The sequence below is a fragment of the Castellaniella sp. genome, assembly GCF_049651205.1.
Taxonomy (GTDB): Bacteria; Pseudomonadota; Gammaproteobacteria; order Burkholderiales; family Burkholderiaceae_B; genus Castellaniella.
Genome location: NZ_JBASBR010000004.1, coordinates 421,478 through 434,232, shown reverse-complemented (window position 1 = coordinate 434,232; position 12,755 = coordinate 421,478). Strand labels below are relative to the sequence as shown.

The window sequence follows — 12,755 nt, the reverse complement described above, 5'->3', positions numbered from 1 at the left end:
TCATTCAAAATAATATGGTTGACGATCTTTATCCGGCAGCAGGTGCCGGTCAGTGCGTGCTGGTGTTTGATTCCGGAATCGGTGGGCTGACGGTTTTGCGCGAGGCCCGTCTGTTAATGCCTGAGCGTACGTTTGTCTATGTGGCGGATGATGCCGCGTTTCCATACGGCAACTGGGCCGAGGATGCATTGCAGGATCATGTGCTGCAGCTGATTGGCGCCTTGCTCGCCCAGTGGCGGCCTGCTTTGTGCCTGATTGCCTGCAATACTGCATTTACCGTGGCCGGTGCAGCCTTGAGAGCCCGCTATCCCGAGACCCGTTTTGTGGGTACTGTCCCCGCCATCAAACCTGCAGCCGAGCGCACCCGCTCGGGGCTGGTATCCGTGCTGGCCACTCCGGGTACCGTGCAGCGGGATTACACCCGCGGATTGATCCGTTCATTTGCCTCGCAGTGTCAAGTTAGGCTGGTGGGCTCTACCCGTCTGGCCCGGGCAGCCGAGGCCTATGTGCGCGGACAACCTGTGGATGATGAGCAAATTGCGGCGGAGATTGCGCCGTGCTTTGTCCGTGATGCAGATCGGCAAACGGATATTGTGGTGTTGGGATGTACTCATTATCCGTTTCTGGCCAATGTCTTTCGGCGCCTGGCACCCTGGCCGGTGGATTGGCTGGATCCTGCTGAAGCCATTGCCAGACAGGCACGCAGCCTATTGTCTTGCCCGGCGGATGCAGAGCATTCATCGGCACCCGACATTGCCCTGTTGACTGCCGGCCTGCCTGATTTTGCGACGCGCCGCTTGTTTAATAGCTTTGGCCTGACGGTTGGTGCGCAGACGCCGCAGTCACAGCCGGTCGCGCCGGTCGCCGCGCAAGAAGCCCGGTAGCGGGCTGTCCAGCCCACGCCCTACCGCCAGCACTTTGAACAACTCACCCATTTCGGCTTCTGACACCAGTGTGTTGATGGCCGTGTGCTGCCGGGCGCGATCAGCAGGGGCATGTGCCGGTGTGCCGATAAGTTCGATCAGGCCGCAGTTCATCAGAAAGCGCGCCTGCGAGGTATAGCCCAACACGTCCAGCCCGCCTGCCAGGGCGGCGTCCGCCATCGCGGTGAAGTCGATGTGTGCGGTGATGTCCTGCAAACCGGGAAGAACCAGTGGCTGGTCGTGTGCGTGATGGCGAAAATGGCACATCAGGGTGCCCTGCAGTCGCTGGGGGTGGTAGTACTCGGCTTGTGGAAAGCCATAATCAATAAGGATGGCAGCGCCGCATCGCAGCCAGGTGCCCATCTGGCGTATCCAGGCCTCGGCCTGTCCGTTGATTTCCGACTGATAACCAGGCAAAACCGGCATCCGTGCGGCTACAGTGGTGCGCAGGTGGTCATCTGCCGGCCGCGTGGCCCAGGCAAACGGGCTGGCCGTGTTGGCCTGCGGGGCAGCCATCACACCCAGGGTTTCCAATTGGCCGGTGTCTGTCCAGCGAAACACGGATACCGGCATGGCATCCAATACCTCGTTGGCCAGCACGCAACCGGCAAATGCATCGGGCAACTGATCCAGCCAATGCACCTGACCAGCCCAGGGGGCCAGCCGCTGTTGCTGGCGCGCCCGAAGATCGGCCGAGAGCTCGATGATCTGATAGCGTACCGTTAAGCCGCGTGCCTGTAAGGCAGGCAGCAACGCGGCTGCCAACGCACCGGAGCCCGCGCCGAACTCTAGTACGTCAAGGCTGTGGCTGGCCTGCAGCACCCAGGCCACTTGGCTGGCCAGCGCCTGGCCAAACAGCGGGCTGATTTCCGGTGCAGTGGTGAAATCACCCCCGGTGTGCAGCTTGGTACTGCCGGCGCTGTAGTAGCCCAGCCCCGGCTCGTACAGCGCGGCCTGCATCCAGGCCTCAAATGGCAGATAGCCGCCTGCTGCCTGTATTTTCTCAAGCAGCATGGCCTGCACCCGCAGGCTGTGGTCGTGGGCGGCGGGGTCTGGGGCAGGCAAGCCCGTGGGCATCTGGACGGGAGGCAGTTCATTCATAGGCGCAAAGCATAGCAAAATGAGCAGGGCAAAAGAAAAGGCCTGAGTGCAGTGAGGTACTGGACTCAGGCCTTGCTGTATCAGCAGCGGGCTTTAGCAGGCAAACAGCCTGGCCTTAGGCAAAACGTGGGCGGCTGCTGGGCCGTGTGGTTTGCTCTTGGCGTGCCTGGCGTTTAAAGCCGGCCTTGGCGCCCACTTTGTCGCCGCGCGGGCCACGGCTGGCGTGATCCGCATGGCCTTCTGCACGACGCGGTGCGTACTCAGGGCGGCTGTCTGCGCGCCGGGGAGCGTGCTCGGGACGGCTGTCTGGGCGGCGTGTTGCGTACTCGGGACGGCTGTCGCTGCGGCGTGCGGCGTACTCAGGGCGGCTGTCGCTACGGTGTGCATGTGGTGCACGTGCGGATGATTCGTCGGCTGCCCAGCTGGGTGCGCCTGCGTGACGTGCACGGGGTGCGCGGGCCGGACGCGTGTCGTTGTCGGTTGGCGCGGCATCACGATGCCAGGGCTTGGTGCTTGGGCGACCACCTGGTTTGCCTTGATAACCACCCGGTTTGCCGGCATGGGCGCCTGGTTTGCCCTGGTAGCCACCTGGCTTGCCATGATGCGGGCGACCTTTACCATTGGCGGGGCGGTCTTTCCAGGTAGGCCGTACGGCCTGCTTGGGTTCCAGGCCCGGAATGGTGGACGTAGGAATCGACTGGCCGATGAATTGTTCGATGCGGCGTACTTTATGACGCTCGGAGGACACGGCCAGGGTGATGGCTTCGCCATGACGTCCAGCACGGCCGGTACGGCCAATGCGGTGGACGTAGTCTTCGGCCTGCATGGGCAGATCGTAGTTGACTGCGTGAGTGATGGTCTGGACGTCGATGCCACGGGCGGCGACGTCAGTGGCCACCAGTACGCGGACACGGCCGTTTTGCATCATCCCCAGGGTGCGGGTGCGCTGGCGCTGGTTCATGTCGCCATGCAAGGCTGCAGCCGCGAAACCTTCGCCGGAGAGGTGATCGGCCAGATCGTCGGCGCCGCGTTTGGTAGCGGTAAACACGATGGCCTGATCCAGCGAAGTATCGCGCAGCAGGTGGTCCAGCAAACGCAGCTTGTGGGCACGATCGTCGGCGTACAGCAAATGCTGCGTGATGTTGGTGTGTTGTTGTTGGGGTGCCGAGATCTCGATGCGCTGGGGCTCGTGCATCAGATTGGCAGCCAGGTGCGCCACCGTGCCGTCTAACGTGGCTGAGAACAGCAGGGTCTGGCGGTCGTTGGGCGTGGCGGCCACAATGGTTTCGATGTCTTCGATGAAGCCCATGTCCAGCATGCGGTCGGCTTCGTCCAGCACCAATGTCTGAACAGTAGACAGATTGACCCGTCGTGCCTGCAGGTGATCGATTAGGCGGCCCGGTGTGGCCACCAGCACGTCGACGCGTCGCGACAGCGATTTGATCTGTGCGCCATAAGGCATGCCGCCCACAACGGTGGCGATACGCAGGCCGTCCAGATTTTTGGCGTAGCCTCGGGCGGCGTCAGCCACCTGCATGGCGAGTTCTCGGGTAGGGGCCAGCACCAGCACCTGCACGCCACGGCCACCGGCCGTGCTGCGATGGCTGAGGTGCTCGAGGGCGGGCAACATGAAGGCGGCGGTTTTGCCGCTACCGGTTTGAGAGGACACCATCAAATCGTGGCCACTCAGTGCCTGCGGGATTGCCGCGGCTTGTACGGAGGTGGGGGTGTCGATGCCCTGTTCGCTTAAGGCGGACACGAGCTTGGGGCCAAGCCCCAGAGAGTCAAAAGACATGGTTTCCTTGTGCCCGCCAATGCGGGCATGGAGCGCCGGGCGTGAAAGTGCCGGCTGCCGGGTTGTTGCAGCGGATGTCTGCCGCGCAAGAGTCAGTCGCATGTGCCGACCGAATCAACCCTAAAGAAAACCAAGGTCAGGAGGTCAGAAAACAAGCAATCCGCTACTATAGCATAAGTATTTACCCTGACGTGGGGTATATGCCGTCCGGAATCACAATTCGAGGGTCAAATTTGCTGCATTGTGTGGCAAAGAAACTACGAACATTGCGCACTCGGGGGTCTCCGGTCAGGCGCCTGAGGGCCAGATCCTGATACGCCTGCATATCGGCCAGGCGTGCCACAAGGATGAAATCGGGGCCGCTGCTGACGCGATAGCACTGCTGAATGGCGGGATCCTGAATCAGGTGGGCTTCGACGGCATCCAGTTGGGAGGCTGCCTGAGCATCCAGTGAGACCTCGATGATGACGGTGATGGGACTGCCCAACCGGGTGGCATCCAGCAGCGCGGTTTCGCGCACAATCAGCCCGGATTGCCTGAGCTTGCGTACGCGCCGCAAGCATGTGGGGGCAGATGCGTGCACCCGGGCGGCCAGTTGCAGGTTGCTGAGGGAAGAATCCTGCTGCAGCTGATCCAGAATGCGGCGATCAAGATCGTCCAGCGTGTATGGAAGGGTGCCGGGTGTCATGGCCTGGGTAGAAGATTCCGCGGATGGTTGTGGTTCATTTGAGCCAGAGTAGTAAATATCTGGTAGGTATGAAATTAAATTTCATATTAATTGGTAATTGAAATATTATTTCATAATCAAGAAAAAATAGAAATCAAATTTCTTTGTGGGCGGGACACAATAGCGAAAACCTTCAGGTTCGGCTCTGTGATTCCCGGGCCGCGCCTTACCACTGACAGGAGTGTTGCCATGTGCGGCATCGTCGGCGCAGTTGCGCGTCATAACATTGTTCCCGTTTTGCTCGAGGGCCTGCGACGGCTTGAATACCGTGGCTACGATTCCTGCGGGGTGGCAGTGCACACCGGCACAGGCCTGCAGCGGGTGCGCAGCACCCAGCGCGTGGCCGAGCTCGTCGCCCAGGCCAGGCAGGATCGTGTGGAGGGCCTCACCGGCATTGCCCATACCCGCTGGGCCACGCATGGGGCACCGCTGACGCACAACGCTCATCCGCATTTTTCAGGCCCCGAAAACGGTGCCCCTCGTGTGGCGCTGGTGCATAACGGCATCATCGAGAACCACGACGCCCTGCGCACTGAGCTTCAGGCGGCCGGCTATGTGTTTCACAGCCAGACGGATACCGAGGTGATTGCGCATCTGGTAGACCACCTGTACGACGGCGATCTGCTGGCGGCTGTTCAGCAAGCCACCCGCCGGCTGGAAGGTGCTTACGCCATTGCGGTGTTTTGTGCCGAAGAACCTCACCGTGTGGTGGGTGCGCGCCAGGGCTCGCCGCTGGTGGTGGGCTGCAGCGATCAGGGCAACTATCTGGCTTCGGATGCCCTGGCGTTGGCCGGTACCACCGACCAGATCATCTATCTCGAAGACGGTGATGTCGTGGATCTGCAGCTGTCGCGCGTGTGGGTGACCAACGCGCAGGGCCAGGCCGTGGAGCGTGCGGTGCACACGGTGCAGGCGCATACGGGCGAGGCCGAACTTGGCCCTTATCGTCATTTCATGCAGAAAGAGATTTTCGAGCAGCCCCGTGCGGTGGGCGATACCCTGCAGGATATCGACGCCATCATGCCCGAGCTCTTTGGGGATGGCGCGCATGCCGTGTTTAAAGACATCGACCGTGTGCTGATTTTGGCCTGCGGCACCAGCTACTATGCAGGCCTGACGGCACGCTACTGGATTGAATCCGTGGCAGGCATCCCGGTGAATGTTGAAATCGCCAGCGAATACCGCTATCGCACCAGTGTGCCCAACCCGCGCACCCTGGTTGTCACCATCTCGCAATCGGGTGAAACCGCCGATACCCTGGCGGCCCTGAAACACGCGCGCAGCCTGGGTATGGCGCATACCCTCACCATTTGCAACGTGGCCTCCAGTGCGATGGTGCGCGAGTGCAAGTTGGCGTTTATCACCCGCGCGGGTGTCGAGATCGGCGTCGCCTCCACCAAGGCCTTTACCACCCAGTTAACCGCGCTTTATCTGCTTACCCTGACACTGGCCCAGGCCAAAGGCCACCTGGCAGAAGACGCCGAGCGCGACGCCCTGAAAGCCTTGCGCCACCTACCGGCCGCCATCTCTGCCGTGCTGGCGCTGGAGCCCCAGATCATCGCCTGGGCCGAGCGCTTTGCCAGCAAAGAAAACGCTTTGTTTCTGGGCCGTGGCATGCATTACCCGATTGCCCTCGAAGGCGCGCTGAAGCTGAAGGAAATCAGCTACATCCATGCAGAGGCTTATCCCGCGGGTGAGCTCAAGCATGGCCCGCTGGCTCTGGTAACCGATGCCATGCCTGTGGTGACAGTGGCGCCGCACGACGAGTTGCTGGAAAAACTGAAATCCAATATGCAGGAAGTGCGGGCACGAGGCGGCGAACTCTATGTGTTTGCGGATGCCGACACGCAGATTGTCGGCACCACCGGCATGCATGTCATCCGCATGCCAGAGCACTATGGGCGCTTGTCTCCCATTTTGCACACCGTGCCCTTGCAACTGCTGGCCTATCACACGGCATGCGCCCGGGGTACGGACGTAGACAAGCCGCGTAACCTGGCCAAGAGCGTGACGGTGGAGTGATTGAAACTGGTGTGCTGGGCGGGGCAGCGCTTTTGGGCTGATGTCAGGCCGAGCCTGGCTTGAAATCCCCCCGGTACCGCCACAGCAGTACCAGGCACACACCTGCCGGCACCATCAGGGTGGCATAGGCAAAGCCATAGCTGCCCGATAACGACGCAATCCAGCCAAAGATGGGCGGCCCCACCACCACACCCAGGAATGTCATGGCCAAGGTGCCGCCGGTGGCCATGCTGGCCATGCCGTCGGGTGCCTGGCGGGCCACCTCGGCCAGATAAATGCCGTTCCAGCCAATGGCGCTGCCGCCAAACAGACATAGCACCAGGATCAGCACCCAGCGGGTATCGAGCAGATGCAAGAACGGGGTGGCCAGCGCACACAGGGCAACCAGGGCTGCCAGCCCGGCCAGGGTGCTGACAGGGCCCAGATAGTGGTCAGAGACATAGCCCCATAGCAGGCGGCCGCCCACACCGGCAGCCTGGGAGACGGCCAAAATCACGCCGGCAGCCACCAGATCCATGGCCAGATCATGGTGCAGGAACGTGACCATATAAGAGGTGAGTGACAGCTGGGTGATGGAAAACAAAAAGGACACCCCGGCCAGCACTGCCAGGCTGCGTTGGCTGAACACCAAGCGAAGTGGCCCTGCCAGGCCTTGTCCTGCCGACAGCTTCTGCTTAGGGTTTTGGTCGGCATCCAGGGATTTTCTCAGGGGCTGAACCGCCAATGCGCAGGCAGCATTGGCTGCGGCCACCACCCCAAAGGCAGCCTGCCATCCCAGCCACTGCGCCAGACTGGGCACGATCAGACCTGCCAGCACACCCCCCAGGGGGACACCGGTTTGCTTGATCGAAAACACGAATGACATGCGATCGGGCGGGGTGGTGCGGGCCAGCAGATGAGAGCTGGCCGGTGTGATGGGGCCGTATCCCAAGCCGATCAGTATGGCGCCCAGTGCCATCAGGGGCACGGAGGCCAGCGTGGAGAGCAGCAGCCCAAGTGCACACAGGATCAGCCCTGCCTGGCTGGCACGGATCGCCCCATAGCGGCGAGTGGCTGATCCGGACAGCAAGCTGGCTGCCATGGCGCCCATATAGGCCAGTGCCACATACACCCCGACATAAGCAGTTGGTACATCCAGTACGGCTGCAATGGCAGGGGCAATGGCGGGCAATGTCAGCAGGCTCATCGCCACCAGTGACTGAATCGTCACGGTGGCGGTAAGTGTAATGGCAGAAGAAGCTGTGTTGACTGGGTTGGGCTGCAAGGGAGACGACATCAGTGGTGGTTGAAAGAAGAGTCAGTGAGCCCTGGCCGGTGCCGAAGCGGGTTCTTTGCGCACACAAAAATTGCCTACCCGGGGCGTGTCGGCCAAATGCCAGACGCGATCGATCAGGGTATCGATTTCGGTGTCCGTGGATGCCTGATGATAGTGGCCCAAACGCCGAACCTTGTCTTCGATCTCGGCCCGGCTGAGGGTGTTGTCGGGATCTCCCTTTGGGGTATCCACTCGACCGTGCAAGGTTTGGCCCTGCTGGGTGGTGACCGTGACCTTGCCAATCCAGCGCTGCGGGTAGGCCGTGTTGACTTCGTCGTCCAGCTGCATGCTGACCTTGGGCAAGAAGGCGGCGATGTCGGCATCGTTGGGCGCATCGTCAAATTCTTGCAAGCCCGCTTTCTGGTGCTTGGCAATCACACCCAGCACCGTGCCCATTGAGAACTTGGACTGGTGAACCGTGGCAGGCTTGACCACCGGCCCCAGCACGTCAATGGCCCCCTGATGCACATGTGCCGTAACGTGGGCAATGTCGTGGATGCTCAGGTGATGCGTTTGCACCAGCGACAGCAGGGCATCGGCGGCGGGGTGGGTGTGGCGGCACGAGGCATGGTACTTGAACGAGGTTTCAAGCAAGGCCCAGCGGGTGCCCAGGCCGTCGGTCAGGCGTGAGGGATCTGCGTCGCTGGACATGCCGGCGGCCATCCCTTGCCGGCCCTCGAGGATCTGGCTGGCACCGGTAAACCCCTGGCCAGCCAGCCAGGCTGCCATCAGGCCGTTGGCTGCTGCGCGCGCCGTGTGCAGCTGTTTGGAGTCTGCGCCGTCGCGCAGAAACTCCCACAGGCCTGCCGCCTGCGTGCCCGCGGAGCCCAGTGCGTGCAGCATGCGGGGCGCATCCAGTTGCAGCAGCTTGCCGGCCGCCATGGCTGAGGCCAGGGCGCCGGCGGTGCCTGTGGTATGAAAAATCGTGTAGTGGCTGCGGCCCAGAAACTCGCCAATACGGATACCGGCTTCGTAGCCGGCCACAATGGCGGTAAGCAGGGCCTGGCCGCTGAGCCCATGTGCCTGGGCCAATGCCATGGCAGGCGGCATCACCACGGCTGCCGGGTGAAACACCGAGCCGTTGTGCACATCATCCTGCTCGACCATATGGGCGGCGGCCGCGTTGCTCATGGCGGCAAATACCGGGCTGGTGCCCCCGCGAGTGACAATGTTTTCGGCTGGACCGTTTTGCGGCCCCATCACCAGGCCGTACTGGGTAATGGCCTGAACCGTGCGCCCGCTGGCGCCTGCCAGCATCGATCCGATGCAGTCGAGCAAAAGGTCTTCGGCGCGTCGCAGGACGGGGGCCGGGATATCCTGGAATTCGAGCCCGGCCAGAAACCGGGTGAGCTCAGCGCTGGGATGTGACATGACGTTCCTGAAATAAGCAGTAATGGTGGATGTTTTGTTGTGTGTAACCACGCGCAGCGTGGCATTTATTCGAAAGACTTTGCGGGATAGGGAAATTTTTGCCTATTATTGTTTGCTTAAGACGGACTTCAGTAAACATTAAGGGCACTTGTACGATGGCGACGCGCTTCGACCTCACCGATATGCAGCTTTTGGTCAATGTGGCCGGTGCCCAAAGCTTGACCAAAGGAGCAGAGCGCACATTTTTATCCTTGCCGGCAGCGAGTAACCGGGTCAAAAGTCTCGAAGACGCACTGGGTACCGATCTCCTGTACCGGGGGAGTCAGGGTGTTACGTTGACACCTGCAGGCGAGGTGTTTGTCAGGCATGCCCGTGTGGTCTTGCGTCAGATCGAGCACCTGCGCGGGGATATCCAGGAGTACGCGCATGGCATCAAGGGGCAAGTGCGGCTGTATGCCAACACCACGGCCACCAACGAGTTCATCCCTGCCGTGCTGGGGCAATACCTGATCAGCCATCCCGACGTCAATATCGAACTGCGTGAGCGTCTCAGCTATCAGGTGGTGAAGGCGGTTTCTGATGGCGTGGCTGATATCGGCATTACGGCACAAGGCAGTGGTGGCTCCGGGCTCAAGTATCTGCCTTACCGCACCGATAAACTCGTGCTGGTGACGTATCCGGATCATCCCCTGGCACAGACCGGGCAGTGCCGGTTTGAGCAGACGCTGGGTGACAACTTCATCAGTTTGTTCGAGTCCAGCGCTATTCATTCGTTTTTGCTCAAGGCTGCCGAAGACATCGGCCAGTTGCTCAAGTTTCGTGTCGAGGTCGGTAATTTCGAGGCTGTTTGCCGCCTGATTGCAGCGCGGGTAGGGATCGGCGTCATTCCCCAGTCGGCTGCGTTGCGCTATGCACAGTTGATGCCCATCCGTATCGTGGCGTTAAGCGATGCGTGGTCTTGGCGAAATCTGCATATTTGCTGGCGGGAGGCTGGAGAATTGCCGGTTTTTGCCCAGGAACTGGTGGATCTGCTGGTGCGTGACGCACGGGACAGTACTGCCTCAGGGTAGACCCTCCGTTGCCTTCTGCAAAAGCCGGGCTTTGGCAAAACAAAATTGATTGCTTTGCCGGATTGCTTCATGCTGCCTGTTCTCCTTCACTTCGAGACAGACTATGTTTGACGCCGCAGGCGACCATCAGGATATTCGGGACGCAATCCGTGATCTTTGCGCGCAATTTGGCGATGAGTACTTTCGCAAGGTTGACGAAGCACGCGGCTATCCGGCGGAGTTTGTCGATGCGCTGACGCATGCGGGCTGGCTGGCCGCCCTGATCCCCGAAGAATACGGTGGCTCTGGCCTGGGTCTCACCGAGGCCTCCGTCATCATGGAAGAAATCAACCGGGCTGGCGGTAATTCGGGCGCTTGCCACGGGCAGATGTACAACATGGGCACCGTGTTGCGGCATGGTTCTGCCGCGCAAAAACAGCAGTGGTTGCCGCAAATTGCCAGTGGCCAGTTGCGCCTGCAGTCGATGGCGGTTACCGAGCCCACCACCGGCACAGATACCACCAAGATCAAAACCACTGCGGTTAAAAAAGACGGCCGCTATGTGGTCAATGGGCAAAAGGTCTGGATCTCCCGCGTGCAGCATTCCGACCTGATGGTGCTGCTGGCGCGCACCACCCCGCTGGAGCAAGTGCGCAAAAAATCCGAAGGCATGTCCATTTTTATGGTGGATCTGAAATCCGCCATTGGCAATGGCCTGAGCGTGCGGCCTATCCTTAATATGGTCAATCACGAAACCAACGAGCTTTTCTTCGAGGATCTCGAAATCCCCGAAGAAAATCTTATCGGTGAAGAAGGCAAGGGATTCAAGTACATCCTGGATGGCCTCAACGCCGAGCGCACCCTGATTGCCGCAGAGTGCATCGGCGATGGTTACTGGTTTGTGGATCGCGCCAAAAAGTACGTGTCCGAACGTGAAGTCTTTGGCCGGCCAATTGGCCAGAACCAGGGTGTGCAGTTTCCCATCGCGCGGGCGTTTGTCAATGTCGAGGCAGCCAGCCTGATGCGCTATCAGGCCTGCAACCTGTTTGACGCCCACAAGGATTGCGGTGCACAGGCCAATATGGCCAAGCTGCTGGCGGCCGATGCCTCATGGGAGGCCGCCAATGCCTGTCTGCAGGCGCACGGCGGATTTGGTTTCGCCTGCGAATACGATATCGAGCGCAAGTTCCGTGAAACCCGTCTCTATCAGGTGGCGCCCATTTCCACCAACCTGATCCTGTCTTATGTTGGCCAGCACGTGCTGGGCATGCCGCGGTCATTTTAAAGAGTTCTTACCATGCTGCCTTTGCAGGACATCACCGTTATTACGCTGGAACACGCCATTGCCGCGCCTTTTTGCACGCGACAGCTGGCGGATCTCGGTGCCCGTGTCATCAAGATCGAGCGCCCGGGGGTGGGTGACTTTGCCCGTGGCTACGACGAGCGCGTGCGCGGACTGTCATCCCATTTTGTGTGGGTCAATCGCTCTAAAGAGAGCCTGGCACTGGACATCAAAAGCCCGCAATCCGCAGAGGTCATGGATCGCCTGCTGGCCAAGGCGGATGTATTGGTGCAAAACCTGGCTCCGGGCGCTGCTGCACGTCTGGGCCTGTCCTTTGATGCCCTGCACGAGCGCTTTCCGGGCCTGATCGTTTGCGATATATCAGGCTACGGCAATGACGGCCCCTATCGTGACAAAAAAGCCTACGACCTCCTTATTCAAAGCGAATCCGGGTTTCTCTCGGTAACCGGCAGCCCCGATGAGCCCGCCAAGGCGGGTTGCTCCATCGCCGATATTGCGGCAGGCATGTATGCCTACACCAATATCCTGGCGGCCCTGCTGCAGCGCCAAAAAACAGGACAGGGGCGTCATATTGACGTGTCCATGCTTGAGAGTATGGCCGAATGGATGTCCTACCCGCTGTATTACAGTTTCGAGGGCGCTCAGCCGCCTGCCCGCAGCGGGGCTTCGCACGCCACCATTTATCCCTATGGGCCCTTTGCGGCGGGTGATGGCAAAACGGTGATGCTGGGCCTGCAAAACGAGCGAGAATGGCAAGTTTTTTGCGAAAAAGTACTGCTGCAGCCTGAGCTCGCCAGCGATCCCCGGTTTTCCAGCAATTCAAAACGGTCCGCTGATCGGATTGAACTGCGCAATATTATTCTTCAGGTGTTTTCCACGTTGACGGTTCAGGATGTGATTTCGCGACTGGATGAGGCCCGTATTGCCAACGCCCAGATGAACACGATGACCGACCTCTGGCAGCATCCTCAACTCAAGGCCCGCGGCCGCTGGGCATCTGTAGACAGCCCGGCAGGCCAGCTGCCGGCGCTACTGCCCCCTGGCGTGGCATCAAAAGAGGACGCACAAATGGCGGCCATTCCAGCCTTGGGGCAGCACACTGACGCCATCTTGCAAGAGTTGGGCATCACAAAACTGGTATAAAGCTAG

General features: G+C 60.5%; 10 protein-coding genes. 5 read left to right on the top strand and 5 right to left on the bottom strand.

The window, feature by feature from the left end; translation table 11 throughout:
* Positions 1-14 precede the first annotated feature (14 nt).
* Entirely contained in the window at positions 15-884 is an 870-nt protein-coding gene (gene murI / locus WA928_RS03120; RefSeq protein ID WP_424299378.1) for a glutamate racemase, read from the top strand.
* On the opposite strand, the gene WA928_RS03115 is transcribed toward murI, so the two are convergent.
* From WA928_RS03115 to WA928_RS03105, 3 genes are all read right to left on the bottom strand, one after another.
* The gene (locus tag WA928_RS03115) at positions 843-2,024 is read right to left on the bottom strand and encodes a class I SAM-dependent methyltransferase (RefSeq protein WP_424299375.1); all 1,182 of its coding nucleotides are present in this window, start codon (positions 2,022-2,024) and stop codon (positions 843-845) included. The two genes, murI and WA928_RS03115, sit on opposite strands and share 42 nt — an antisense overlap.
* Positions 2,025-2,139: 115 nt before the next feature.
* Complete coding sequence (locus tag WA928_RS03110; RefSeq protein WP_424299372.1) at positions 2,140-3,819, bottom strand: DEAD/DEAH box helicase; 1,680 nt, start codon at positions 3,817-3,819, stop codon at positions 2,140-2,142.
* A 181-nt stretch (positions 3,820-4,000) separates the two neighbouring features.
* The gene (locus WA928_RS03105) at positions 4,001-4,507 is read right to left on the bottom strand and encodes an Lrp/AsnC family transcriptional regulator (protein WP_424299369.1); all 507 of its coding nucleotides are present in this window, start codon (positions 4,505-4,507) and stop codon (positions 4,001-4,003) included.
* A gap of 228 nt (positions 4,508-4,735) precedes the next feature.
* Here WA928_RS03105 and glmS point away from each other — a divergent pair, with 228 nt between their 5' ends.
* Positions 4,736-6,568 carry a glutamine--fructose-6-phosphate transaminase (isomerizing) gene (gene glmS / locus WA928_RS03100; protein WP_424299366.1) on the top strand — a complete coding sequence of 611 codons (1,833 nt, stop codon included), beginning with the start codon at positions 4,736-4,738 and terminating at the stop codon, positions 6,566-6,568.
* A gap of 43 nt (positions 6,569-6,611) precedes the next feature.
* On the opposite strand, the gene WA928_RS03095 is transcribed toward glmS, so the two are convergent.
* Both WA928_RS03095 and WA928_RS03090 read right to left on the bottom strand, forming a co-directional pair.
* Complete coding sequence (locus WA928_RS03095) at positions 6,612-7,844, bottom strand: MFS transporter (RefSeq protein WP_424299363.1); 1,233 nt, start codon at positions 7,842-7,844, stop codon at positions 6,612-6,614.
* 21 nt (positions 7,845-7,865) lie between these two features.
* On the bottom strand, positions 7,866-9,254 hold the full coding sequence (locus WA928_RS03090; protein WP_424299360.1) for an MmgE/PrpD family protein: 1,389 nt from the start codon (positions 9,252-9,254) through the stop codon (positions 7,866-7,868).
* A 155-nt stretch (positions 9,255-9,409) separates the two neighbouring features.
* Here WA928_RS03090 and WA928_RS03085 point away from each other — a divergent pair, with 155 nt between their 5' ends.
* From WA928_RS03085 to WA928_RS03075, 3 genes are all read left to right on the top strand, one after another.
* The gene (locus tag WA928_RS03085) at positions 9,410-10,324 is read left to right on the top strand and encodes a LysR substrate-binding domain-containing protein (RefSeq protein WP_424299357.1); all 915 of its coding nucleotides are present in this window, start codon (positions 9,410-9,412) and stop codon (positions 10,322-10,324) included.
* 103 nt (positions 10,325-10,427) lie between these two features.
* Positions 10,428-11,588, top strand: coding sequence for an acyl-CoA dehydrogenase family protein (locus tag WA928_RS03080; protein ID WP_424299354.1), 1,161 nt, complete (start codon positions 10,428-10,430; stop codon positions 11,586-11,588).
* 12 nt (positions 11,589-11,600) lie between these two features.
* Entirely contained in the window at positions 11,601-12,749 is a 1,149-nt protein-coding gene (locus tag WA928_RS03075; RefSeq protein WP_424299351.1) for a CaiB/BaiF CoA transferase family protein, read from the top strand.
* Positions 12,750-12,755 lie beyond the last annotated feature (6 nt).